This is a genomic window from Bdellovibrio sp. 22V (genome assembly GCF_030169785.1).
Lineage (GTDB): Bacteria > Bdellovibrionota > Bdellovibrionia > Bdellovibrionales > Bdellovibrionaceae > Bdellovibrio.
On sequence record NZ_CP125854.1, the window covers coordinates 1732984 to 1758624 of the forward strand.

General features: G+C 44.1%; 24 protein-coding genes and 3 tRNA genes. 20 read left to right on the plus strand and 7 right to left on the minus strand.

Annotated features, from left to right (window positions below):
* Window positions 1-15: 15 nt before the first annotated feature.
* A complete protein-coding gene (locus tag QJS83_RS08295; RefSeq protein ID WP_284608716.1) occupies window positions 16-1941 on the minus strand; it encodes an adenylate cyclase in 1926 nt (641 codons plus the stop codon).
* Window positions 1942-1963: 22 nt separating this feature from the next.
* Window positions 1964-3985: a hypothetical protein gene (locus QJS83_RS08300; RefSeq protein ID WP_284608717.1), complete on the minus strand. Its 2022-nt coding sequence runs from the start codon at window positions 3983-3985 to the stop codon at window positions 1964-1966.
* Window positions 3986-4200: 215 nt separating this feature from the next.
* Here QJS83_RS08300 and QJS83_RS08305 point away from each other — a divergent pair, with 215 nt between their 5' ends.
* From QJS83_RS08305 to QJS83_RS08315, 3 genes are all read left to right on the plus strand, one after another.
* Window positions 4201-5307, plus strand: a complete 1107-nt coding sequence (locus QJS83_RS08305) for a C1 family peptidase (protein WP_284608718.1) — start codon at window positions 4201-4203, stop codon at window positions 5305-5307.
* 8 nt (window positions 5308-5315) lie between these two features.
* Complete coding sequence (locus tag QJS83_RS08310) at window positions 5316-5699, plus strand: DUF333 domain-containing protein (protein ID WP_284608719.1); 384 nt, start codon at window positions 5316-5318, stop codon at window positions 5697-5699.
* A gap of 110 nt (window positions 5700-5809) precedes the next feature.
* Window positions 5810-6790 (plus strand): C1 family peptidase, encoded by a 981-nt coding sequence (locus QJS83_RS08315; RefSeq protein WP_284608721.1) that lies wholly within the window; start codon window positions 5810-5812, stop codon window positions 6788-6790.
* 26 nt (window positions 6791-6816) lie between these two features.
* Here QJS83_RS08315 and QJS83_RS08320 read toward each other — a convergent pair whose 3' ends face one another.
* Window positions 6817-9435, minus strand: coding sequence for a hypothetical protein (locus tag QJS83_RS08320; protein WP_284608722.1), 2619 nt, complete (start codon window positions 9433-9435; stop codon window positions 6817-6819).
* 5 nt (window positions 9436-9440) lie between these two features.
* Window positions 9441-9857: a hypothetical protein gene (locus QJS83_RS08325; RefSeq protein ID WP_284608723.1), complete on the minus strand. Its 417-nt coding sequence runs from the start codon at window positions 9855-9857 to the stop codon at window positions 9441-9443.
* 181 nt (window positions 9858-10038) lie between these two features.
* On the opposite strand from QJS83_RS08325, the gene QJS83_RS08330 reads away from it, so the two are divergent.
* The 5 genes from QJS83_RS08330 to queF are packed head-to-tail and all read left to right on the plus strand — an operon-like array spanning window position 10039 to window position 14979.
* Window positions 10039-10506 (plus strand): nucleoside deaminase, encoded by a 468-nt coding sequence (locus QJS83_RS08330; RefSeq protein ID WP_350159273.1) that lies wholly within the window; start codon window positions 10039-10041, stop codon window positions 10504-10506.
* Window positions 10507-10564: 58 nt separating this feature from the next.
* Window positions 10565-12604, plus strand: a complete 2040-nt coding sequence (locus tag QJS83_RS08335; RefSeq protein ID WP_284608725.1) for a hypothetical protein — start codon at window positions 10565-10567, stop codon at window positions 12602-12604.
* Entirely contained in the window at window positions 12594-13946 is a 1353-nt protein-coding gene (locus QJS83_RS08340; protein ID WP_284608726.1) for a hypothetical protein, read from the plus strand. The genes QJS83_RS08335 and QJS83_RS08340 overlap by 11 nt, the downstream gene beginning before the upstream one ends.
* Window positions 13943-14428: a hypothetical protein gene (locus QJS83_RS08345; protein WP_284608727.1), complete on the plus strand. Its 486-nt coding sequence runs from the start codon at window positions 13943-13945 to the stop codon at window positions 14426-14428. The genes QJS83_RS08340 and QJS83_RS08345 overlap by 4 nt, the downstream gene beginning before the upstream one ends.
* Window positions 14429-14466: 38 nt before the next feature.
* Window positions 14467-14979 carry a preQ(1) synthase gene (gene queF / locus QJS83_RS08350; RefSeq protein ID WP_284608728.1) on the plus strand — a complete coding sequence of 171 codons (513 nt, stop codon included), beginning with the start codon at window positions 14467-14469 and terminating at the stop codon, window positions 14977-14979.
* Between the two features lie 43 nt (window positions 14980-15022).
* Here the strand turns inward: queF and QJS83_RS08355 are convergent, their stop codons facing one another.
* On the minus strand, window positions 15023-15538 hold the full coding sequence (locus QJS83_RS08355; protein ID WP_284608729.1) for a hypothetical protein: 516 nt from the start codon (window positions 15536-15538) through the stop codon (window positions 15023-15025).
* A 276-nt stretch (window positions 15539-15814) separates the two neighbouring features.
* On the opposite strand from QJS83_RS08355, the gene QJS83_RS08360 reads away from it, so the two are divergent.
* Window positions 15815-16654, plus strand: coding sequence for a TIGR02147 family protein (locus QJS83_RS08360; protein ID WP_284608730.1), 840 nt, complete (start codon window positions 15815-15817; stop codon window positions 16652-16654).
* A 152-nt stretch (window positions 16655-16806) separates the two neighbouring features.
* Window positions 16807-17181, plus strand: coding sequence for a hypothetical protein (locus QJS83_RS08365; RefSeq protein ID WP_284608731.1), 375 nt, complete (start codon window positions 16807-16809; stop codon window positions 17179-17181).
* Between the two features lie 22 nt (window positions 17182-17203).
* Here QJS83_RS08365 and QJS83_RS08370 read toward each other — a convergent pair.
* Window positions 17204-17296, minus strand: a tRNA-Ser gene (locus QJS83_RS08370).
* Window positions 17297-17438: 142 nt separating this feature from the next.
* Here QJS83_RS08370 and QJS83_RS08375 point away from each other — a divergent pair.
* The 7 genes from QJS83_RS08375 to QJS83_RS08405 all read left to right on the plus strand — a co-directional run bounded on the left by QJS83_RS08375 (window position 17439) and on the right by QJS83_RS08405 (window position 22045).
* Window positions 17439-17515: transfer RNA gene (locus tag QJS83_RS08375), tRNA-Arg, on the plus strand.
* A gap of 110 nt (window positions 17516-17625) precedes the next feature.
* Entirely contained in the window at window positions 17626-18081 is a 456-nt protein-coding gene (locus QJS83_RS08380) for a hypothetical protein (protein WP_284608732.1), read from the plus strand.
* 59 nt (window positions 18082-18140) lie between these two features.
* Window positions 18141-18216 (plus strand) — tRNA-Asn (locus tag QJS83_RS08385).
* 232 nt (window positions 18217-18448) lie between these two features.
* Window positions 18449-18955, plus strand: a complete 507-nt coding sequence (locus QJS83_RS08390; RefSeq protein WP_284608733.1) for a hypothetical protein — start codon at window positions 18449-18451, stop codon at window positions 18953-18955.
* A gap of 142 nt (window positions 18956-19097) precedes the next feature.
* Window positions 19098-19400, plus strand: coding sequence for a co-chaperone GroES (gene groES / locus QJS83_RS08395; RefSeq protein WP_284608734.1), 303 nt, complete (start codon window positions 19098-19100; stop codon window positions 19398-19400).
* Window positions 19401-19439: 39 nt separating this feature from the next.
* The gene (gene groL / locus QJS83_RS08400; protein WP_284608735.1) at window positions 19440-21080 is read left to right on the plus strand and encodes a chaperonin GroEL; all 1641 of its coding nucleotides are present in this window, start codon (window positions 19440-19442) and stop codon (window positions 21078-21080) included.
* 104 nt (window positions 21081-21184) lie between these two features.
* Window positions 21185-22045: an SDR family oxidoreductase gene (locus QJS83_RS08405; protein WP_284608736.1), complete on the plus strand. Its 861-nt coding sequence runs from the start codon at window positions 21185-21187 to the stop codon at window positions 22043-22045.
* On the opposite strand, the gene QJS83_RS08410 is transcribed toward QJS83_RS08405, so the two are convergent.
* A complete protein-coding gene (locus QJS83_RS08410; protein WP_284608737.1) occupies window positions 22042-23640 on the minus strand; it encodes an outer membrane protein in 1599 nt (532 codons plus the stop codon). The genes QJS83_RS08405 and QJS83_RS08410 overlap by 4 nt on opposite strands.
* Before the next feature lie 77 nt (window positions 23641-23717).
* Here QJS83_RS08410 and QJS83_RS08415 point away from each other — a divergent pair, with 77 nt between their 5' ends.
* Genes QJS83_RS08415 through QJS83_RS08425 form a run of 3 tightly spaced genes read left to right on the plus strand, consistent with a single transcriptional unit; the run spans window position 23718 to window position 25605 of the window.
* Window positions 23718-24923 (plus strand): hypothetical protein, encoded by a 1206-nt coding sequence (locus QJS83_RS08415; RefSeq protein ID WP_284608738.1) that lies wholly within the window; start codon window positions 23718-23720, stop codon window positions 24921-24923.
* A 42-nt stretch (window positions 24924-24965) separates the two neighbouring features.
* Window positions 24966-25358 carry a response regulator gene (locus QJS83_RS08420; protein ID WP_284608739.1) on the plus strand — a complete coding sequence of 131 codons (393 nt, stop codon included), beginning with the start codon at window positions 24966-24968 and terminating at the stop codon, window positions 25356-25358.
* The gene (locus tag QJS83_RS08425) at window positions 25345-25605 is read left to right on the plus strand and encodes a hypothetical protein (protein ID WP_284608740.1); all 261 of its coding nucleotides are present in this window, start codon (window positions 25345-25347) and stop codon (window positions 25603-25605) included. Before QJS83_RS08420 ends, QJS83_RS08425 begins: the two co-directional genes overlap by 14 nt.
* Window positions 25606-25641: the final 36 nt, after the last annotated feature.

The window sequence follows — 25641 nt, forward strand, 5'->3', positions numbered from 1 at the left end:
TCAAACAAGGTGATTTTAAGCAGACTTTCGCGATGTGAAGGTCTGCATCTTTGTTAAAATCGGATTTGTTTTTAAATAAACCGGATCCGTTTCTTTATAATAATTCAAAATGGTATTGAGTGCGTACTCGCCCGAGCGCTGACTGCTTGGGTGAGGACTGTTGAGAAGTCTGTGGAGAGCGTCCCACACGTCGGCGTTAAGCTGCTGCTTGGCCACCTCGACAATCGTATCTGCTGCCACGCGGTTGTTTTGAGAAAACATATTCTCCCAAATTTTGCGTGCGGGATAACCGTATTTTCCAAGAACAACGATTGCGTTCGCCTGAACACGAGGATCTTTGTGCTCCAAAAGTATTTCGATGGAACTTTGTAAAGATGCCGTCCACAGACTCTGTGGAATAATTCGTCCGATAAGAGTGACGACGGCAGAAAGAGCTTTGGTGCTGAGAAGTCCTTCCTCTTCCCCGCGCAGGAAAGAGTTCAAAGTCGTTTCTGCTTCCGCAACCATTTCCGGTGTCGTGTTTTCAAAACTATGATATTTCAAAGCGTGGAGAATGCGAACGATGTCATCATCTCGGCGAGTGACTGCCATCAAGCGTACTTTTTTCAGAACAAAGGCCGTGTGTGCGTCGGATCTAAAATAAGCCAGACGATCCCACATTTCCGCCTCGAAAACCCATTCGATAGAATTAAAGTCTCGAGTGCGACACAGAAGAGATTCTTCTTTAAAACCTTTTAATTGGTTTGTCTTACGGTCAAAGATAAAGGCTAATCCGTCGGCACTGATTGCCGCTTCTTGGAAGAATGTCAGCACCTGGTGAGTTTTATCGTCAACCAAAGAAAGCAGGCGAACAGATTCGATCAATGGCAACCCGCTCATGGCATGGCCTTCATCCAACTGAATGAAACGCATTGTGCCTTTGGCGAAGGAACCCTTAAGTTTGAAATAGTGATTTGCTTCAGGTGGAAGACTTTGTTCTATCACAGTGGCTTCGTAAAACAAGTCGCGAATACAGGCGACGGCAAGCGATTCAGAAGAAAGATCTGGAGCCATTTCGTCTTTGAAGAGGAAAACAATCTCGTCACCAACAAATTGATAAATCAAACCGTCGTAGCGTTGAATCACCTCGCGGGCTTTGGCGAAGTATTGATTAAGAATCGTTGTGAGATACTTGTCGTCTTTTTCCAAAAACATCTGCGTATAACCATTGAGGTCCACACGGCAAAGAGTCGCAGGAAAACTGTAAGGAGCTTGTCTCCCGCTTTGCAATTCGTAACGAATGGCAGGTCCGACGGTTTCTCCATAAGTTTCGCTAAGATTCTCCAAACGAACGCGCTCGCCTTCAAGACCCATGGATGCTTGTAAGAGAGTCTCCGCTTCCGCTGAATTGGTTTTGATTTGCTCCATGCCGTCACGAGTGCGGCTAGCAAGAACTTTGCTAAGGTTCATAATGTCTCTGAGAAGAAGATAGCAAATCACTCCCAGCATTAGAGAAACCATTGCAATATCTTTTATCAAGAGAGGAAGAATAACGAGAAACGATTTCCAAATAATGCTGTTGCGATCAGAAGCCGTCCCAGCTGTGAGTCTGTAATCAATGACTTTGATCGTCTTGTAAGTCAGTCCATTGGACTCGCGAAATTCATTGAATCTTTGATAGTTGTGATTGAGGTCGTTGACGTCGCCGGAGTTGTTTTCAAAAAAGACAACCTCATCACCTTTCTGAAGAATGTAAAAATCAATCAGTCCGAGCTTTCGTGCCTGTGATAGACGATCTTTTAGACTTTCTGAATGTTCTTGAACCAAAGCTCCGATCGAACTTTGTAAGATATAGTTGAGATTCTCTTTTCTGGAAGCGATTTCAGCATCGGCAAGCTTGTTGGATTGCCCATAAAACTGGTAGGCCGAGATAGAAACATAACCGATCCAAAAGAAAACCATGATAAGGAGTAAAAGAGATTTCTTATTTTTGCCGAACAAAGCGATCTCCTTGGTCGACAAAAATCACATCGCCTTTTTCAGCTCCATATTCATTTCCGCCGAGGTCATAGACGGTGACTTTGTTTTGTTTCAACGTATTGATAAAAGTCTGATCCTTCAGTTTCGCTCGGGCATTCTCATAAGATCCGCGAGAGAAGAAAGAAACGACTTCGTCGCGGCTAGGTGTCGTTGTATTTGCGACATTTCTTTGTGCCGTGCCTGCTGCCGATTTTTGAGGTGGTGTAGCGCCGCTCGCGGATGGTTGGACCGTCGGAATGGAACCGCCAGAGCCACCGCCTGCATTTCCGGGGCTACCTGGTGCAGAGCTGAAGCCTGGGTTAAATCCCCCGCCGCTACCACCGACTTCACGACTGCCCGACGGAGTTGTTGGAGTGCTAGGTCTCGCACCTGCAGGAGGCGTAACGGCCGCGGGAGCTCGTTGCGGTTGCTGATCTGACGGAGCAGAGGGACGTGAGTTTGCAACGCCGCCCCCGGAGAATCCGCCGCCGACCGTAATTTCTTCTTTGATGTATTCACCTTGCTGTAATTCTTTAGAGCGCATGTTGCCAAGATTTTTTGCAGCAGCCACTTTCGATCCTACGACAACTTCAGTATCCATTTTATAATCGCTTGCTGGAGCGCGCGGTGCAGATGATGAACGTGAAGATCGAGAGGACAAATCCGAACTTGAAGAACTGGATGACGTCGCGACATCATAGGATGAGGAAGACGAACTTGACGAGCTTTCAGAAGATGCAGAAGAGCTGCTTGGTGCGCTCGAAGGACCTGCGTAATAAGATCCACTTGGAACACTTGCTCCAGACCTGTTGTCAGCTAAAGAATTTGTAGGACCAGGCTCTGCCGCGTTAGCTGGAGTCGATCCCAAAACCTTTTCCGCCATACGAACGACACCGCTTGTTTGCGCTGTACTTGTCTCTTTGGCTTCCTGTTTGCCACGAGCATCTGCCAAACGATTCATATCCGCAGGCGAAGCATCTTTCGCTGGCTGAGGCGGAGCTTCCGCATCTTCCTTGGCGATGACTTGTTTATTCTCTTTCGCTGCGTCGTCGGCGCCTTTTTTAATAATGTTTTTATCTGGAAGCATTGACCAGGAACGCGTTTGATTGGCGTTCGCAAGAGATGTTCTCATTTCAAGAGCGTCTTTATTAATAATTCGAACTTTCTCTGCGTTGCAAAGCGCACCAATTTGATTGGTAAGAGCTTCATCCTTTACAGAAGAACGATGGAGCGACTCGTGGACCAGTTGCTGCCGTAAACGGCTTATAACTGCTCCGGTCTCAGCCGGATCCATATTGATTTGGATCAGACCATTTTCGGCTGTTTGCATTGCCGGCGTGGAAGCGTCGTTACCTTTTTTCTTACAAGTAAAAATAGGCTTAGTTGCCTCTTGAATCTGTATAATGGAGTTTTTGAAGCCGATAACGGCTTTTTCGTGCTCAATCGGACCATTTTTTTCGCCGAATTTTTCAACGAACATCTTCTTGACGGTATCTCCCTCGACGCAACTTAAGAATGAGTTCTTTTTATCGTCTTTGGGTGCTCTGAAAATATCCCGCACGGCCGACTCGAGGGTGCTTGCAAAAGACCCTTTCTCGTCGATTTCATAACAAGAGTTTGCAATAGATTTCTCTACAGTTTTTTTAAAATTTGAATCAGAAATTTCGCTGAAAGTTTTAAGAATTTTTTCCCACTCACTTTTATGGTTTGTGGTACAAAGTCTTCCATTTTCAGAAAAATTATATATTTCCTGTCGTCTATTCTGGGAATAGATAAGATAGAGGTTCCCGTTTTCTTCCAAAACCACGCGTTCCTGAACTCGTGCGCCCTGAATCTTTCGAATATGGTAATAAATCCCTTCGGCAAGATCATATCTTTCTATGATGAGACCGCCCTTTTGAATTTTCCAATATTCTAGTTTCTTATCTAAGTTTGTATCGATGCGAGTGTCTTCGTAGTCTGCGTCTAATAGAGAAAAGGACGTCATTTTTTGCTGAGTGGAAAAAAATGGTGATATTGAGCTCGCTGAGCTCATTGAAGAATAAAATAGCAAAAAGAATACGACGAAACTCTTCATCCAAAGATTTATCGGATTTTATGTAAATAAATTAGACGAGATTTAGGTCCGGAATCAAACTAGGCTTCGGTCCAACATAAACCGAGGTTCTTTTCAAAGTACGTTATCCAAATCACAATAAAATAATGAAGATACTTATCATCATTGTTTTATTGTTTGGTGGTCATTTTGCCTATTCACTTCCCTCCATCCGTGCCTTTTCAATTATTGATAAATCTTACTCGAAGGTGACTGGTGAGCTTGAAATTAAAAATATGCCGAGGGTCGCATCTCAGGATGGACTTGGGATATGTTATGCGTTCGTGGCGGCAACTCAATTACAAGCGGAATATTGCAGGGTTTTGAGAAAAGATTGTTCGAAGTTACCGGATGAAGAACTGTTCTCGCCTCTTGATATAGCCCGGATTAAGGATTCGGGAAATATTAAGCCAGAGGAGGCGCGCTTGCGTTCTTCGTATGCGGGCTTAAATACTGAATCCGGAGGTGATCCACACAATGCAGCTATTATCGCGGGCCTTGTGGTACAAGAAACGGCTAATGAAGCGTGTATCTCTTTGGACAAAGTTCTGAGCAAAATGAATTCCAGAGGAGAAACCATCGAAGCGCAGGCCGCGATGTGGGAAAGAATGAAGAAGCACTATCTTAACTATCAAAAAAACAAGAAATGTGCCGACTGTCTTTCCGATATCTATGCAACGGCCAAAAGCGATATTGATGAAAATCTTAGCCTCACGACTTCAAACGAAGAAATATTAAAGGCATTCGGGGAAGATAGTTACGAAAAGTTTTTAGACCAACTGCTAGGGGCCAATAAATGCAGAAGGGCTACCCAATTAGCATTCATGGAAAATGCTGATAGTCTTGAATATAAATTTTATCCTGAAGACGAAAAGGATCCAAAAAAACTAAAAGACGCTTTTTCTCCAGATAAGTTTAAAGGGAAAATTAAAGAAGTTTTAAAAACGGGAAGACCTTTGTCTTTAGGTGCTCTTTGTGTAGGAGCAGAGTCTGCTCAAAACTGTAAACCGCAAAATAGTCATGCCGTCGTGATTTCAGGGTATCGCCAGATCTGTAATCAGGCGGGAAAATGTAGGGAATCTTTAAGAGTCGTCAACAGTTGGGGTAAGTCTTGGCAGGATCAGAATGATGGCGGATGGGTTGATGCCGATACCCTCATCTCGAGCATCAAAGTAAGCCCCCAAGTGTTGGGTTATTTCGCAGATAAAAAATAGGAGCCGTTGTGTTGATTTATCTTTTTTCTGTACTCTCGCATCTTGCATTTGCTGCAAACTCCGAAATGACTCTTCGTTATTACGTTAACAATGCTTACACCCAAGTGAAGACTCAGAAAGTCGATCAGGTCAGAGTTAACGATGTTTGTGTAACGAAGAAAAATTGCAAAGCTTTGACGGCTGTAAAGAGTAAGCCTTTTAAAATCCAGCCAACAAAAGCTCCATTTGTAGGAAATCCGGGCGCTAATTACTGTTGGGATGCGGGCGCAAAAAATAGAGTTCTTAAGGACCAAAGTAACAACCAATATGACTTTTGCGTTTTTGATGACGGCTCAATGGTGGATGCATGGGATTTATATAAGGCGCACTACCCGCCAAATGTAATCAAATAGTCGAAAGGCCGATCGTGCGACGGATTGTATTCGTATTAGTCACATTATTTTCCAGCGCGTCCTTTGGCAGTAATTACGGATTAATTCCGATAAGTAGTGAATATAAAGTCGTGGCAAATTCTCAGATACAAATCGCCAATATGCCCCGGGTCAGATCTCAAGATTCAATAGGACTCTGTTACGCGTTTGTGGCGGCAACCCTTTTTGACGAAGCCAATTGTGCTGCGAAAAAAACAATGGATTGTGCAAGCGTGCCCGATCAAGAAAAGGTTTCTCCCTTGGATATGGCGCGCTTCTCAAAAAATCTTCCGGAAAATGCAGACATCACGGATCGCTATAATTATGAGGGACTTGATATTGGTGGAAGCGAGCAGATGGCGCTTTATAACGCCATAAACTCGAGATACTTGGTAAAAGAGTCATGTGCTCCTTTTGATCAAGTCGCAAATAAAGTACCAGACGCCGTGGAAGCGCAGAAGCTAGAACTCGCTATGTGGACTAAGCTGGAAAATTCATTCAAGGCTTACAAAAAGAAAGTGAAAGAATGTGCTGGCTGTGGTCTCGAGTACGCAACGGCAAAAGCAGATCAGTTTAAAAAAGAATATAAGTTAAAAGCTTCGAATGAAGAGATCCTAGAGGCATTTGCTCAAGATACATACGGAAATTTTTTAGATCGTCTTCTGATTCCGGATGATTGTTTGGATTTAAAAAATCAATTTGCTCTTCAAGGCGACTGGGACATAGAAACTTTTCCGGAGCGCAATAAAAAAGGGACCTATGACTCTATGATCAGCAAAATCAAAGAAGTGCTAGGGCAAAAACGACCCCTCGCTTTAGGTTTCTGTGCGCAAGAACCATTAAAGGTGAAATCCAATGAAGCGTGTGGTGAATTTGGGCATGCCCTTGTTATCAAAGGATACCGAAAAGTTTGTAATCAAAAGAATCAGTGCCGTGATGTGCTTCAGGTTCAAAATTCGTGGGGAGAATCCTGGCAACGTGCCAATGATGACGGATGGGTTGACGCAAAAGAACTACTTAAGAGGACTTTCTATGCCTCACAAAGCCTCTCCTGGTTAAAACAGAAGCAATAAGATCCTTGTGAGTTTCATTTTATTGCTTACCTGATAAACAAGCGATAAATCGTCGAAGCCTCATTTTTTTTCATTACGGCATTCATATTCATTTCGGCTTTAATATGAATAAGGTCGTCGCGAAGCTGCAAAAGCGCCGACATAGAGTCAGAGTAAATCAGCTTTGCTTCAGTGGCTTCCTCTGCAGAAGGCATTTGTATAGTCTGTCCAGCCACCTTCGCTTCATAAACCTTCTTCGTCGAATTCCACTGAATATTCCAATTGTTTTTGAAAAGAACTTTTAATCCCTTCACATCGTTTGGAATTCGAAGCTGCTGTTTGTAAGACGCTAAAGAGAAGCGCTGATCGTAGAACTCTTTGTATAAAGCAAAAGTTATGAAGTTCTTAAATAAGAGAGCATTTTGCTGAAGAAGGCAACGCGCGTAGATTTTAGATCCGCCATAACATTTTTGTTCTTCATTTTGTATTTGTGGAAACTCTTCATACATTAAAGGCAATAACATGTCGCCGGAACGCAAAGATTCTTGTTGAAGAGAAATATTGATGAGCTCAAGAGCTGAATCAATCAGAGCGATATCCTCAAAACCTGCATTCTCTTTAAGATTTAAAAGGTCTGCCGAACTTGCGAAGCTTTCCGCTGATCTGGAATTCCAAATATTAATAGCGGGCAAAATGGAAATCATTTTTTGTACGTTTTTGAGTACCGCAGGAGTAAAAATCTGATGTTTAAGCTGTTCGATTTCACTTTGAGCTTCGTTAATTGTTTTAATGCCTAATCCATTCGAAGCTTCAGCTGTAATTTTTTTTATAAGTCCAAAAGCATTTTCGCTAGGATTTTTAAGTAAAATACTAGGCGCATATCCGTCTGCGAATTTAAATCTTTCTAAAATATATCCAATTGAATCAGCGTAAAGAGCTTCTTCAGCTTCTACAATTTCTTTTGTAAGAGTTGTTTTATAAAGGGCAGTGGAAAAATAAGTGTCATAGTCTTTCTGACGGAAAAGATTATCATACTCCATTGAGCAGTCTGCGAGATGTCTTTTAAAATTAGATGTACTTAGAAAAGCCTTTTGCAATCCTTTTTCTTGCATTTGAGTCGATACAAACTCGCAAGACTTTAAACCTTTTTGCATAAGGTTGGAAAGGACAACTCTGTTTCCTAGAACATCGTTGTGAATCTTATCCATTTTCAGGTATAGAACTTCTGTCGACTCTCGGATTTGTGCTGACAGCTTGCTAAGCATTTCTGTTTGTATTTTAAAGCTGATTTGAACCTGTTCTGACAGTAGCTTTTGATTATCGATCACCCTGTCCAACCGCGCAATGATCGCGCGATGTTTCGCGGCCTCAGCATTATCACCGCCACCTAACAAACCAGAAAGAGTTGCTATTCCACTGAGGTAATTTTGGTTAACGATACTTTCAATTCCTGATTTGATAGCATTTATTTTTTCAATACCATCGGCAATATCTTGAACCGTTTTGCCATTAACACCCAAATTTTTAGCGATTGTTACTAAGTTCTGTACACCATTGAAGTAACTTTGATAACTCTCTTCAAAGTTTATTTTTTCTTCGAGAAGCGCAATTTTTTTATCCCACTCTCCACGTTCGTTAGTATTGGGGTTCTGCTTTTTTAAATAAGCAAGTTGTTCTCGCGCAGTCATACGTGAGAATGCAAAAGTTTTCAAAAAAACGACGTCATCAGCCACTTCCTCAATTTTATGAGATTGCTTGTTCACCGCAGAGTTAATCTGATTTAACCCTTGGGATATGACATCTTGGCTTTTTATTATTTTTCTTAAAGTTGATCGCGTCTCAACTGCAAATATTTTTAAACTTTTGCCAAGGGCAAGTAATTCAGTTTTCGCGGAGTTTAAGTCCGAAGATAGATCTTTTTGCATGATTTCAAAAGCGGACTGGTGCTCAGCTAACTTTGCAATTGCTGTTCGTGCCGTCCAGCTAGATATAATGGAGCGCGCTTCAGCTCGTTCGGCCGTTGGTAAGGTGTTAAGGTCTTTTTCAGAGATCCAATTGTTGACCATGCTTTCAGCTTTGACGAGGGCTTGGTCAGGGCTGAGATGTTTTAGCGCGTTGAACTCTTTGAGTTCTTTTGCAGAAAGACTGCGCAGTTTTTCAACTAAGACTTTTGAGGCCTCTTCCTGCGCTTTCTTTTCCATTTCGCCAATGCCATATTCAAGAGCTTGATTTAGGGCTTTATTCGTAACTTCTATGGCAATGGCCGCAGGAACAGTGACACCCATTATGGTGGCGCCGGCTGCGCTTGCGGTAAGAAGATAATCAAGCCCGTCCTTTGAGGAATTTAGAATGTTTAAATCACTCTCTATTTTCTTTTGTTCGCTTACGTAGGCTTCTTGGGCCTTAATGAGATCAGCCGTGTTCGAAGTTAATTTATGAAAACTAGGCTTTTCATCCGAAAGTGATGCAATAAATGATTTTGTTTTCAGCGGTAAATAGGAGGTATCAAGTAGATAATCTAATAGCGGATCAGATTGAATCTGTTGATTTCCCTTTTTTGAATTGTCTTCTGGAGAAGCTGGTACTGTAACGATTGTGTTGCCTGCAGGCTGGCACGCTGACAAACAAGACGCTAAAATAGAGAGCGAAAGAAGATGTTTTCTCATGGGCACTACCTTTTTAGATCCGCCTTAAGTTGTTTTAATAGTGCGGATCTAAACTGAGGGTCTTGTATCATCGTCTCCATTACATCAATTTGGCCTCTTGCGAGTTCTTGCTTATATTGCAAAAGTTGATTTTCAAGCTCTTGAATTCGAGCTGCATTGGCCTCTTGTTCTTTTTTGTAGGTTTCAGCGTCAACGAGATCTATGTAGCCCTTAGAAAAGCATCCGATGGGCGCGTCCACGGCGGTATGGTTGGCGCAAGCACGTTTAACACAGAAGGTATTTGTGCCGCCTTTGCCACCGTGGCTGGTGCACTGGTCATAGGAGGCCGAACTATTGAAAGAATAAACCAGGGTGGAAGCAGACCAAGAACGGCTTCCAGATAGTATTAATATAAACAAAATGAGTAATCTAACAACGTTCATTGTAACCTCAGTGATACCGCTGGATATGCAACCCAAAGACCAAATTTAAAAGGCGTATTTGCGTTATTATGAGGTCCAGTCTTAAAAATGGACAAATTTTGTTAGACGGTGGTGTCTAACTACTTTACGGAATTAGGCCATAGTTGACTATCGCCACGACTCCCGCCACTATGTCTCCCTTATGAAAAAGGAATTCATGATTAGAGCCATTGAGCTCTCTAGAAAAAACATGCAGGCAGGTGCCGGCGGTCCGTTTGGCGCTGTCATCGTTAAAGATGGCAAAGTCATTGGCGAAGGCTGGAACAAAGTGACTTCGTCCAATGACCCTACGGCTCACGCAGAAGTTGTGGCTATTCGTAACGCCTGCGAAAACGCAAAAAATTTCAGCCTTGAAGGCGCTGAAATCTATACGAGCTGCGAACCATGTCCTATGTGTTTGTCAGCGATTTACTGGGCTCGTATCGAGAAGATTTATTACGGCAATACCCGCAAAGATGCTGCCGATATCGACTTTGATGATGATTTCCTTTATCAAGAAATTCCCAAAGACATTAAAGACCGCAAAGTGCCAATGATCCAATGTGCTCACGCCGAAGCTTTGGACGTTTTTAGAGAGTGGCAAAGCAAACTCGATAAGGTTCCCTACTAAAGACGAGGTTGTCCTTTCAGGACTCCTGCCCTAGGCCCTTCTTAGAGACAATAGAGGAATGAAACATATGAGTTCATTCCTCTTTTTATTTTTGAGCGTTTTTCTTCTGAATTCATGCACTCATACAGAAAAACAGATTCCGCGAGACATTGCTTCTATACAAGCAACAGGCCGTGGAATGGAAGGCATTTGGTTTCTTCAAGGAACGTCGTCCACACGGGGGCCTTACAACGGTGAACTTGAATTAAGAAAATCCAACGATGGTACTTATAACGTCATTCGCGTTATTACCTACATCAACTACTTCTTTGATGGATTGAAGGTTCAAGAGGTTTGGACCGGAAAAGCTGTCGCTACAAACGACTCTGTGACGATCTCATATGATATTCGCCAAGGCGATTTCATCACGAAATTGGGCTCCGAAAAAAGGCAACCTTCCGACTTTAGAAATCCGATCACCGTTTTATCTCGCTTCGTTGTGTCTCCCGCGGGACTCGCTTCGAAGTTCAGTGATAAAAAAGTTTCCGATTATACCGAGTGGATAACAACTCGAAGAGATCTTGAGGCAAAACCTCTTTGGACGAACGAAAGAAAAAATCTGGATGCCAAGGGTCCGAAAATTCCTCTTGTCGTTCGCGGAGTCATTAAGGCTTTCAAGATAGATATCGGATACGACAAAGATCCCTTGGTTAAATCTTACAAAGACCGTCCGGAATTCAAAGACGAACAGCCTTACGTCGTCTTTGATCCGACAGATTTTGAATTTTACCGACACAACAAAGATATCATTCGTGTGGTTAACAAGGTCACTGATGACATCAGCATTACGGAGTCTGTCGTAAAACGAAATGCTTATGCTCCCACTTTAGATGAGAAAGCAAAAGGCTATGATCGCAATACACGAGATTTCCACCTCAACGAAGCGGGTATGGTATCGCATGCCGTTTTGGATGAAAGTGGCCGCTTGGTTTCTTATGCTCCAGACGGAGATTCGACGCTTTGGACAGGAATGTATCTAGCATCGCAAGCGATGCGCTATTTACACACCAATGATACAGAAGCTTTGCAAAACGTACGCAAATCTTTGCAAGGTCTCATGACGTTGATTGAGATCACCGGAAATTCAAAAGAGTTCGCAAGAACTCTTGCGGTTTATAATCCTGCAAATCCAATTCCGGAAAAATGGCATCGCGGGAGTGGAAAACATGCCAACCTGATTTGGCTCGAAGGTGGAAACAACGACATGGTGAAGGGAATTCTGCATGGATTTCTTTGGGCCGCTCTTGTGATTCCAAAAACCGATACGGAAATTTGGAATGAGCTTCGCGATAAATCGAAAAAACTTGAAGGTCTTCGCATCATTCAAGAAAAGGAACAAAACAAACCGGCGGCCCTGGGATTGGCTGCGTGGATCAATAACGATCCATCTCTTAAAGAACGTTACGAAAGATCTTTCAACACGGTTAAAAACAAAATTGGAACCAATTTCGATACTACGTTTTATTGGCACGGATCTGCAGATTGGAGCGGCATCAATCTAAGCATGGTTGGCGACATCACGGATATTATGTTGGCTGATATTCTGGGTAACACGAACGTGCGCGACAAAATGCGAGAGCGTTTGATGGATGCATGGGTCACGTATTCGCCGGCACGCAGACATCTTCTGACAATGGGCGCTTACACGTTCGCATATAGACACGGAACTCGCGGAGGTCATTTTCGCTCTGAAAGCAGCGATGATAAATTCCAAAAGTCTTTGGCTGAATCCGTTTGGGGTCTTCGGGAAATTCCGTATCCTCGACCCAACTTGGATGTGAGCATAGATCACTCGTTAAGACCTGACTGGTGCATGTCACCGATTCCACGACTTTTCTGGAAATCCGTCAAGAAACCGGAACCTCCGATTTATTATTTCTATCAAGGACTTTACAGTTATCCTGTCTTTGAACTCACGGCTTTTTCTAGCGGATTTCTTTGGAAGGATCAGGCTTTCGGATTCAGCGAAGGTCATGCGAAAGGTGTTGAAAATGCGGGAGTCGATTATCTCTACGCATATTGGTTAGCGAAATACGCGGGAATTAGTAATGTTGATTAAGACTCTGGCTTTGGTCGTTTTTGTTACCAGTGTTTCCATGTCGGCACATGCAAAAAAAGTAGCCGTGTTCTTTGGCGGAGGTGGAGAACCTTCCACTCCGGGCACTATCTTTGACGAAACTTATATGGCCTTTCAACCCTTCAATGCAGGAAGTGGTTGGTCGACGAAGTCTTATTTTAATGGCGGGCACCCGACTTCAGAAAGAATTGCGGATGCAATGACGGGTGGAAAAAACAAACCGATGACGGCGGCGAATATGAATGCCGAAATCGCGCAGCTTAAAGACAGTATTCTAAATGGGACTTTGAAAAGTGGCGATCAGTTAATGATTACTGTGGCGACCCACGGACTTCGTAAAGGGGGAACTCCGCAAAGGTCCCACAGTGTTACGACGACGGATCAAGACTTCAACATGGATAAACTTCTTGAGCTTCGTAATCTGGCGGAGTCCAAGGGCGTAAAACTTGCGATTCTAGATTTTTCTTGTCACTCCGGAGCGACTCTGAACCTTGCGAGTGACAAAACCTGTGTCATTTCTGCCGCTTCTGACAATGTCGGATACAACAACGGCGGGGAAATGATCGCAAAGAGTCTCGCAAAAGGAACTAATCTCGAGAAAGCTTTCCTGAAGGGGCGAAACAGAGACGGATCTTTATCTCCGGGCGCTCCGCAGATTTCAACGGATGCCGGAAAACAAGCTTACGCTGCGACAAAATTCATATCAGACTCGATGTCGACGGGAACGGCTTTGGATCACGATCTTAGAAACAATGTTTCTTGTGCGACCACGTCTTCGCCGTCGTATAAACGACTTATGCGTGATTTTAGTGCGATTGATCGTGAGACCGGACTTATGCATTACGCGGGCGTGGGCTTGGGCATTAGACAAGCCAAGCTGGAGTATGAAAAAGCGCAACTCGATAAAGCGCTTAAAGAATATCTGCAAGCAAGAAACGAAATTGCAAGAAAGCTTATCAAAGCGAATAACTCAAACAACGAGAAATGCCTCGCTGTCACCAACTACCAGCTTTGTGGGCGCTTTGAAAATTTTGAAGCCGGTTTTCTTGCTCTTCGCCAACTCGAGGCGACGGGTCGAATGGACGCAAAATCAAAAGCGGAGTATGAAGTTTATAAAAAGTTTATAAACTCTCAAGAGTACAGAGCCTGGAGTCAATCGAACGAAGAGTACGAGCGAGCCGTCGCCGATACTTCGCGAGACAGGGGCCTTTATTGGAAAGCGAACGCCGTCGCCCAAGCGGAGCGGGATATTTACAATAAACTTTATGACCACTACTCAGATAAAAGTAAAAAACCAAATCCTTGTAGGAGCTTTCAGTTATGAACCATATGTGGAAAAGCCTGTTAACAATGTGGATATGCCTGCTACCACTAGGCGTTTTTGCTCAGGATAATTTTAAATGCGGCGAATATGAATTCAAAGGTGTTCTGCGCAAGATGGATGAAAAGGTTGTCCTTAAACTTTACGAAGGATCCATGAGTGAGGCTGTTCTCACGTTGGCGTCGGATTTAGAGGAATTGGCGAGTGTTTATGTCGATAACCCTGTGACTCTCAAAGGACGTCTTTACGAGCCTGTTAAAAACTATCGTGGCCACGTCGAATCTCTAAAGACAGCGGCGGAAATTAAGGAACTGACCTCTCCGGATAAACCCTATACAGCTCGTTTTATGAGAGACGATATCAATCGTCGTGTCCCAGATCCTCTTCATCCTGATATGGATTCTGGAATGAAGCTCGTAAAAGAGGGTTCTTGCGGCGGGCGTGAGCCCAGTGCTAATTCAAAGAAACCTGCAAAGAAAAAGTAGCTATTGAACCTCATAACTACATGAACTAAAAGAACCCTATGAAAAAGAAAACCGGCAGAGATGCAAAAGAACTAGAAAACTTCGCCCTTGGCGAGAATCAAACAAAATATCCAGAGACGTATGCTCCGGAGGTTTTGGAAGCTTTTGACAACAAGAATCCAGGCAAGATTGCATGGACGACTTTTGTTTGTACGGAGTTCACTTCATTGTGTCCGAAGACGCGCCAACCTGATTTCGCGAAAATTTTTATCAATTACATCGCGGATAAGAAAATGGTCGAATCAAAATCTTTGAAGCTTTATCTTTTTAGTTTCCGCAATCACGGGGACTTCCACGAAGACTGTGTACAAACGATTTGTGATGACTTGGTGAAGTTGATGAAACCGAAATACATCGAAGTAGTGGGCGAGTTCACTCCACGCGGCGGTATTGCGATCTATCCGTATGCTAGTTATTCTGTCAAAGATAAGTTCTTCCAGGATCTTTATAAGAAGCGTATGAGCGAATATGCTCCGGGTAAGTACTCCATGGAGCTTTCGAAGCTATACTAAAATAAAAAAGGCTGACTTAAAGAGTCAGCCCTTTTTTTTCAGATTAAAAGTTATATTCAACAAGCCCTTTTGTTACTGCGATTACTTCATCTCTATTTGTCGCATCAATGTCGATTCTTTGACCGTCAATCACGCCCTTAAAACAGCTTAAGTAAACGTGAACTCTAACAGGTTCTCCGCTTGAGGAGATGCCCTCAAGATATGTAGACTGCCAGGCCGTTCCTTGTGGAATGATGACTGTGCCTTCTACGGGTTCGCCTGCTTTTGTTTCCGCAGAGACGCTCCACATATCGCAATAAGGTTTGGATGCATCAAATGATGTGAATAATCTTGTGTAAATCGTTGGAGTTGTTCCGGCTCTGCTTCCGGCCTTAGCAGAGAAAACCGTCCCATTTTGATACATAAATCGGTCATGTCCTCCTGACAGAGACAACGTTAAATCCTTTGCAACTGAAGAGACCTTGTTTGTTGCTGAACCGATTTGTCCATTACCTGCGAAGCCCACAGAACCAGTTAAAAGAATCAATGCAGCCGTCGCAAAATTTTTCAAGTTTTTCATAAAAACTCCCTCTGTATTGTTTAGATTTTGCGAGCACGCCAGCATGAGTTCATGAGGCAGAAACGACAAAATATGTATGCAATTTATCTAAGCAACGGGTATGCGCAGGTCCGGCATTTCTGGAATATTTAATATTCTTAAGCACTTAATGGAGAAAGGCAGCTATGAAAGATGTCGTTTTTTTGGTCAAGAGGCACTAATTGGCGCAGAAATTTGTTTGCAGTGAACAAATTGTCCACTCTTGCATTTGGGAATAAACCTTCGCAGGCTTTAAATATGAAACCAGAAGTGAAAAAGTACCTTAATGCCATTCAGTTTCTCCAGGATGTTTATCAATTTCACAAAGAAAATGACCCTCAATTCTCCTATGACGTTTGGGCGAAAGAGTTAGGTCTGAACGATAAATCCTATGTGCGAATTCTAGTGCTTGGTAAGCGCCCCCTTAATCCGAAGATATTGGCGATCTTTGCTGAAAATCTGAATTTGCCGCCGGTTGAAAAAGAATATTTCATCAACTTGGTTCACTATACCCAGAGCAAAACGCAGGCGCACAAAGAGTTATTCGGAAAAAAATTAGTGCAGATTTTGAAAACCGAATTAGATCAGCTTGAAATCGAATCGCACTTCGACTTTTTATCGAACCCCTTGCTCCCGCGCCTACAGGTCCTTTTGAGTTTCACTGATTTAGAGCAATCGCCAAAAAACTTGGCTTGGCTTTTAAGCTGTTTCACTGACGAAGTTATTGCGGCGCTCGAGAAGTTAGAAAGCCTGCAGCTGATTCGCAAAGAAGGTCTTCGCTATGTGACTTTAAAAAAATCTTTCAAAGTGGCTGATAACTTCGGCGACATAGGAATGAACGCTTTTTATATGAATAGTTTGGACGAAGCGAAGAAGGCGTTGTTGCTCCCCAAAGAAGTGCGTCGTGTTAAAAGCCTGTTCCTTCCGTTGACAGCGCAGGAGTTCACGGAGTTCTTAAGCAATATGCAAAACTTCGTGAATGAGCAGCTCTTCAAATTTAATCCCGACAAATATAAAGGCCGCCGTCTTTACCAAGTTCATATGAACATCATTCCGGTCGCCAACGAGGAAATGGGTGGTATCTCCAAAGACGATTAGGGTGAGAGGACACCGCCGTTACCACGCGAGTCCGGTTTCTTGTGTTTAAAGTTTTTTCACTCAAAGAGAATTTGCAAACTCTAAACCTCTCACTGTTAGATTTACACGAGATCGTTTAAGATCGCCTTTTATAAACCAAAGGTAGGTCCCCTATGAAAATCGTATCTCTTGTTATCGGTTGTCTTTTAGCTTCTGCAACTGTTCACGCAACGACTGTTAAATGCGTCTCTGACAAGAATGTTGTATTTGCTATCTCTATTGATAAAGCCGACAACACGATCACAGTAAAACAAGACAAGCGCAGCCCTGTTGAGTTTGAAGTCTATGAAAAACTAGAAGACAAAACAGACGACGGAATTGCGACTTATTATAGAATTAAGAGCGGTCCAACGACGAACGAACTTACATTCAGCGGTGAACTTGCGACTCTTGAAAAAGGGAACAAAGTTACGAACGCAGGTTTGACTCTTTTGAACGATCAGCTTGCAAAAACTGTTGTTGATACTGGCATCATGAACTGTAAATAAGAATCGGAGCTGCTTAAAAAAGTGGCGGAAAGGGCGGGATTTGAACCCGCGGTACACCTTTTGAGTGTACGAGCGTTTAGCAAACGCTTGGTTTCAGCCACTCACCCACCTTTCCGCGGTCGGTTTTCTCGACTGAGGATTCAAACTGCCATAGCGGGGCCCGTTAATCAAGGCTTTGACCCGACTCTTTTTGTAAATTTATCAAGAATGCTTGATTTTTCGGTGGCCGCAGTCTATCAATACTTCTCTTTCACAGTGCACTCGTAGCTCAGCTGGATAGAGTACATGACTACGAATCATGTGGTCAGAGGTTCGAATCCTCTCGAGTGCACCATTTTTTCTCTCCGAATTTATTTCCAACAAAACAGATTATCGCCACGCAGCAAGAAGCTGATAATAATTTAATTCTTTCGATCTGATCGGCCTTTGATCTAAATTTATTCCATGAAAATGGGATTGGTAATCAAAGTTCTTATGATGGTTCTTTCGTTGGCGGCGGTTCTTTACGGTATCAAAGCCTTAAAATCTCCGAGTGTGCAGCAAAAAGCCGACGATCCGAATAGTTTCGTGGGCCTTCTCATCGGCGGCGACCAAAGAATGTTGAACTGGTGCCCTGAGGGGGTTACATCGGTTGAACTCTACTCTGACTCGGGGGAGATTTCTCGAGTCCTTACTTCCAAACAAGATATCTCTGCCGTCTGCGAACTTATGATCGGGGGCTTTTCTATGGAGGGCGGTCAGGAGCCGGTTTATAAGCTTCGTTTGCGAGCGTTGACCGAGGGCTCCGGCAATCCCGTTTCGCTCGAACAAGCGCAAGGCACGGCCATTTTTAGAGTCAAAGGCATGCCCTTTTCTTGCCCGGGCTTAATGAAAATATTAGAACGATTCAACAGTCCGTAGTTCATGATTTTCGTTTGACAAGAAGTCGCCAAGGCCCTAATTATAGTCTCTCACCGAGTTCAGGAGTAGCTCAGTCGGTAGAGCAAGCGGCTGTTAACCGCTGGGTCGGGGGTTCGAGTCCCTCCTCCTGAGCCAACTTTATTAGTTGTGAAAAAGAAGAAACCAAGTCCACAAGACTTGGTTTTTTTGTTTCGGGCTCCTGCCGTCAACCTCGTCTTATCTGTCTAACTAATTTCGTCTCAAAGTAACACAAATGGGCCGCCATAGGTTCTCAAAATCAATATATTGCAATTGAGTCATGTTTCCAGCGGCACAAGGCTTGTACTAAGGGGTCTCGGATATCTCACGTTTGTTGTTAGGAGTCCCCATGCGCTTTCTTAAATTCTTACCCGTAGTCGCTTTTTGGAGCCTCACTGCTTTCGCATTTGAAGCGGGTGCAGGAGTTAAAAGCTATCGCGAATGGAAGGGCGAGAAAGTCACTTTTTCTCAAGTACGTATTAACTCTTTGAAAGCGCAAATCGACTCGAAAAAACAAGTTCGTCAGATGGCTCAAGGCATGGACCCCAATCTTGCTCATAAATCCCATTTGGAAGCCGTCGCGAGCCAAGATATTTCCGTCGAGAAACTGGAAAGAGAGCTTCGTGAGGAGCTTTATGACCTTGAAGTGGCGAAGGATCTTTCTGTGACAGACTACTTCGTGGGGTATCTAACGAAAGTCCAAGATAAGAAGTCGGCTTTCAATGAAGTGGCTGGTAAATTGACCCCCGAAGAAGTGGCGGAGTTGATGACGGCTTACGCGAACTCTGTGTTCGGAGCTCAAACCTCCGACCTGCCTGCCAGCGCCGCGAACGTGGGGAAAGACCCTCTAAAATAGACCTCAAAATAAGTCCCTAAAATTTCTGAAATATTTCCGAATTTACTCGTCGTGTCGGAAGAAAATTTCAGCACCTGACCTTGACTCCTACACGGGGCAATTCATATTACCTTCGTTGTTATATAAATAAACGGAGGCACACATGGCTAAGAGTGAAATTGGCGTTCGTCCTTTGCACGACAGAATTCTTGTTCGCAGAATGGCGGAAGAAGAAAAAACCGCTGGCGGACTTTTCATCCCTGATACAGCAAAAGAAAAACCACAAAAAGGCGAAATCATTGCGACTGGTAAAGGTCGTATCACTGAAGATGGAAAAATTCTTCCTCTTGAAGTGAAAGTTGGCGACAAAGTGCTTTTCAGCAAATACGCGGGCACTGAGTTGAAACTTGAAGGCAACGAATACCTAATGATGCGCGAAGAAGACATCTTGGGTGTTTTCAACTAAGCGAACGCTTTTAATTTAATAATTTAAACGGAGAAAACTATGTCTAAAGTATTAACATTCTCAGAAGACGCTCGCGCACACATCTTGAAAGGTGTGAACACTCTTGCGAACGCAGTAAAAGTAACTTTGGGACCAAAAGGTCGTAACGTTGTTATCGACAAATCTTTCGGTTCTCCTCTTATCACTAAAGACGGTGTCACTGTTGCTAAAGAAATCGAATTGGAAAACAAATTCGAAAACATGGGCGCTCAGATGGTTAAGGAAGTTGCTTCCAAAACTAACGATGAGGCTGGTGACGGTACAACAACTGCAACTGTTTTGGCTCAAGCGATCTACCGCGAAGGCGCGAAACTTGTTTCTGCAGGTCACAACCCAATGTCAATCAAACGCGGTATCGACAAAGCGGTAGCAACTGTTATCGATGAGTTGAAATCTATGGCGAAACCTGTGAAAGGTTCTAACGAAGTAGCGCAAGTGGGTGCTATCTCTGCAAACAACGATAAAGAAATCGGTCAAATGCTTGCAGACGCTATGGATAAAGTAGGTAAAGAAGGCGTTATCACTATCGAAGAATCTAAAACTGCTAAAACTGAAGTAACAGTTGTAGAAGGTATGCAATTCGACCGTGGTTACCTTTCTCCATACTTCGTAACTAACGCAGAAAGAATGGAAGCAGTTCTTGAGAACGCTTACGTTCTTGTTTATGACAAAAAAATCTCTTCTATGAAAGATATGATCGGCATTCTTGAAGGCGTTGCTAAGCAAGGTCGTCAATTGTTGATCATCGCTGAGGACGTTGAAGGCGAAGCGTTGGCAACTCTAGTTGTGAACAAACTTCGTGGCACTCTTCACATCTGTGCTGTTAAAGCCCCTGGCTTCGGTGACCGTCGTAAAGCTATGCTTGAAGACATCGCGATCTTGACTGGCGCGAAAGTAATCTCTGAAGACATCGGTCGCAAACTTGAGCAAGCTACAGTTGCTGATCTTGGTGTTGCGAAACGCATCGTTGTAGACAAAGACAACACAACTGTTATCGATGGTGCTGGTAAGAAAGCGGACATCACTGCTCGCGTTTCTGCTATCAAAGCGCAAATCGAAGAAACTTCTTCTGACTACGACAAAGAAAAATTGAAAGAGCGTTTGGCTAAATTGGCTGGCGGCGTAGCTGTTATCCACGTTGGTGCTCCTTCTGAAGTTGAAATGAAAGAGAAAAAACACCGCGTAGAAGACGCTTTGAACGCGACTCGCGCAGCTGTTGAAGAAGGTATCGTAGCTGGTGGTGGTACTGCTTTGCTTCGCGCTTCTCAAAAAGTTGATAAAACAAAATTCTCTGAAGAAGAAGGTTTCGGCGCGATGATCATCAAACGCGCTTGTGAAGAGCCTATTCGTCAAATCTCTGCAAACGCAGGTCTTGATGGCGCGATCGTTTTGGATCGTATCCTTCAAAACAAATCTGCTACTTGGGGATTCAACGCTTACTCTGACGAATACACTGACTTGATCAAAGACGGTGTTATCGATCCAGTTAAAGTTGTTCGTTGTGCTTTGACGAACGCAGCTTCTGTTGCGTCTTTGATGCTTACAACTGAAACAATGATCGCTGAAGCTCCTAAGAAAGAGACTGCAGCTCCTGCAATGCCTGACCATGGCGGCATGGGCGGTATGGGTGGAATGATGTAGGCCAGTGGCCACAGTGCTGTAGCGACGGCAGTCGCTTAAGCTGAAGTAGCATCATTAAAAAGCCTGGGATCAAACCCAGGCTTTTTTTATTTATGGAGTATCTTATGCATGAAGTTTTAATTACGGGAGCTTCCTCTGGAATTGGTTACGCGCTGACAGAGTCTTTTCTGCAAAGGGGAGATGTTGTATGGGCCGGGGCGAGAAAACCAGAAACTCTTAAAGCTCCTGCAGAAAAATATCCCGGAAACTTGAAAGTCTTAAAACTCGATGTCACGTCGGCGACGGACATCGAATCGGCAGTACAAACAATTACGCAAAATCCTTCCGATAAAAAGTTCATTCTTGTTAATAATGCCGGTGTGGCCTTAGGCGGACCGATTGAATCCTTGCCTCTCGAAGAGTGGAAATCCTTGTTCGAAGTCAACGTGTTCGGACTTGTTTCGGTAACTAAAAATTTTTTGCCACGTCTTCGCCAAAATCGTGGGCTTGTGATTAACATTGGTTCGATCAGTGGCCGAATTTCTTCCCCTTATCTTGCCCCCTACTGCGCCAGCAAATTCGCGGTGAAAGCGATCTCGGATGCGTTAAGAAGAGAGTTGCGCTCTCACGGTGTGAATGTTGTTCTTGTCGAGCCTGGTCCCATTAAGACGGATATTTGGGATAAGTCGATTCATCACAGTAATGAGCTGAAAAAGTTTATTACAGGTGATCAGTTGAAAGTTTATGGTGAAGCCATTGAGAATTTGAATTCCGCTGTGGCGGAGGTCGCTAAGAGCGCGGTTCCTGTGTCTTGGGTCACAGACACAGTCATGAGCGCCATTAATGCGAAAAATCCGCGCGCTTACTATCTTGTGGGAAAAGGAATACGTATTCAGGCGTTCTTGGCAAAGCACCTGCCTACGAAGTGGCTCGATGCTTTGCTTTCAATGGGTTACCGCTTTCAGGCGGCTAAGAAAAAATCTTAAAACAGATACTGAACGCCACCCATGAACGTTGTCATTTTATGGCTGGCGCTGGAAGCGGGATCAGTTCTTTCTCCGGTGCCGCTAAAGTCCGTGCTGTAGTTTTCAAGCAGGATTTCGCCGCGAATTTTGAAACGCGTTTTCATTTTATAATCTACGAAGAAACTAAATGCATTGATGCTACTGTCTTCTGAAGCTCCGCTGCTGAGATTTTCACTTACGCTTGGATTCATGTAGAAATCAAATTTACCGCCGATATCGACGGGCATTTCCTCTGACAACGGAAATTGGCCGGCGATGCTGACTAAGAAACCGCCATACTTCATCGTTGTGAAGGCTGTAGGTGTGCTGTCATCGACGTTAAAGTTTGTATTCATGAAACCCGCGGCAACCTGAAGTTTCGGTCCGAAGAAGTCGCTGGTTAACAGGAAGTTGTAACCAAAGTTAACGCCATATTGACTCATCGACATGTTCAATTTGCTTGGCGAAGAACCGCTCAGACCATTATCAATTTCAAAAACCGATTGGCGCAATTGCAAGCCGAAATACCATTCGGGATTAAGCCAGAGCTCGCCACGTACCATGATGTTCGGAGCAAGGTTGCTGCTGCCGCTGATTGAGCCTGCCGTGTTTAAATTCACGTTTTGTGTGTAATTCGAAAGACCCGCGAGCAGCTCGATTTTTCCAAACTGCGGAGGCATCGTCGGCAGCCATTCTTGCGGCTCTTCACCGAAAGCGACATCTTTATCTGGACGTTGAGTGATATCCTGCAAAACTTTTCCGGAAGGGGTTGTCACAGGAACGGAGTATTTTACAAACTCATCAGGCATCACTTTGGAGCCTACTGTGATGACACCGGGTTCTCTTTCCATTTCGATGGCGCCGAAACTCAGATACGGTTCCACCTTAAAAAGTTTCACACGCCCCAAGACTTCCTTTTCGGTGCTCACCATGAAATTCAGTTTTGGGTGACGATTGATTTTGATAATTTGCACGACGGAAACGCGGCTATCGGGTTTTATTCCGTAAGCGCTTCCCAGATTCAAAGTGACTTGCTGCCCACGGCGGCTCAGGATCGTCGCGCGGAAAGGCATGCGATATTTGATATTCTCAAAAAGTTTTCTGACTTCGGCTTTTACATCCGCCGTTTCAAATCCTTTGTACTCATTGAGTGACTCTTGCAGAAGAGGCAAACCTTCGCGTCCCACAAAAAGAGTAAGAGTGATAGAAAGACCGCGAGAGCCACGTACGATTCGTGATGTCAGTGCCGCTTCGCTCTTTGCGGCTTGAAGAATTTTCTGAACGTCGCCAGGTTTTTCATCTAACGTTTCGGATTTCACTTTGACGTCTTGTGGGTAATTCGCCAAAGACCATTGTTTGTCATCGTTAAGAAGCTGGCGCAGTTCCTCTTCTACGGGGCGCGCATAAATCCCGCCGACATTGTCCGTTGTGGGCACAAGAACAATGGACTTGATCGCCAGATCTTGGTCGACAGCGCTGACATAGACGTTCTGGGCATTAGTCTGGCCCCAAGAAGGAAGCGATATAGAAATGAAACAGGACGCGACGAAGATAAATCTCAGAGGAAATGATTTCATAAAATAATTCTGCCCGCTCTCTGAAAACAGGTCAATTTGACGTCAAGTAATTCGGACCGAGAGCCGAAAGAATTTCTATGAATTCATATCTTTCTTTCCTTGTGACTCTTCTTTTTTTGTTCTCGCATGCGCCAGCAATGGCACAGGTGGGTCTAGAGGGTTTTTCTTCTGGACGTTATGAAGTACGTAAATCGAAAACAAGAAAGCTTGCCTCTGAGGGTGAGGCGGCTCCTGTCGTGACGGATTCTGACGGTCTAAAAGTTCGTACCTTGAAGCCAGAAGAATTGGCCGCTGAAGAAAAGGCGCGCCAAGAGGCGGAACGCCAAGCAAAGTTAGCTGAAGAAAAGAAAGCGGCAGAGAAAAAAGCTGCTGAGGCAAAAGCGGCTGAAAGCAAGCCGACAGCGACTGTCGTGACGACAGGTCCAGTTGTAGTGAACCCGATTCTGACAGCGCCACCGGAAGCTCCTGAGGTGCAAGAGCCTGGTTTGGGCGAGCAGGCGCAAAGTCTTTTCTCGAATGGTGCGGAAAGAATTTACGATTTCTACCGCGAGCAGATTCATCCTGATGATATTCGCAACAATCGCGTAGAATTGGATGTGATGCCCGTTGTGACTTACAACGATTCCCAATCCAATTACTCGTTCAGGGATTATCAGAGCTATTTCAACGCGCTTAAGATTAAAACGAATGTTTGGTTTACGCCCTTGATCGGTGTTAGTGGCCAAGTGATGTTCTCATTTGCTGCGGATGTGGATTCTCTGAACGCCGATCAATCTCGTGTCCCTGCGAAGTATGAGTTTGTTGATCTGGGATTGAACTTTAGAAAGTTCTTTGGTGTTTCCCGCAAATCAAGCTCGGTGGAGTTTTCCGTTTTGTTCAGTGACAATAAGATGAATACTCCGAGTGACAATGATTCGCACCCGCGAATTAAGTCAACAGGATTGGGTGTAGGTTTAAAGGCGCGAATTCCAACGTCGACAAGTTATGCATGGGTTATTGGCGGAAGCTTCTTTCCTCGCTTGCAACACTCGGAGTCGGGAACAAGTATTTCTGTGACATCAGGTTCGGCTGAAGAAAGCGTTCGTTTCGGACTTGATCTTGGCGGTGAATGGAAATTCACGCGCGAAAGTCAGATGATTTGGAATCTGGGAGCCAGCACGGAAAGAAACGTCTTTGACGGAGCAGCGTCTTTGCCCGACCCAAGTACGGGTGCAACTCCTTCCAACGTCAGCGTGACAAACTCTTTGTATATGTTCTCCCTAGGCTATCGTTGGGGACACTAAAATCCTCTCATCAAAAGGATTTATCAAATCTATACTGGCGGTATGAAGATTCGTTTCGCTGTTATCGACGACGCCGCCTTTCTTAGAGAACTCATCAAAAACATTGTGACTTCCGTCGGCGGCACCTGCGTGGGCGAAGCGGCCAATGGCGACGAAGCTATCGCGCTTGTGGAATCAACACTGCCTGAGCTGGTGTTTCTCGACATGGTGATGCCGTTACGAAATGGTATTGAGACTGCCAAGGTCCTCAAAGAACTTCACCCCGACATTAAAATTATTGGTTGTTCTACAATCGACCAAGATATGTTGGTGCAGAAAGCTTACGAAGCCGGTTTCGACGACTACGTAACGAAGCCTTTCAGCAAAGAACAGATTTTAAATTCAATTTCAAAAGTATTACCGCATCTAGGAGAGTCATCACATGGAAGAACTTAAGTTCGTTGTTAAGTGTCTGTGTTTCACAATGTTGTTAGTTGTTCTAATGCAAGTGAAAGTGAGCGGAGGATCAATCGAAGCTCACACGTTTCAGTTCTTAAGAAGATCTACGGTTTCTCAATACATTCAAAGTGCAGCGGCAGGCGGAGCCATGGCTTTGCGTAATTTAGGCGGCGCTCTTAAAGATGGAGTTGCCAGCACTGTTGATGGATTTCAAGAAGGCGCTCACGAAAAGGCGATTCGCTAAGACGGAAAAAAGGGAAAGGAAGAGTGACCTTGGGGG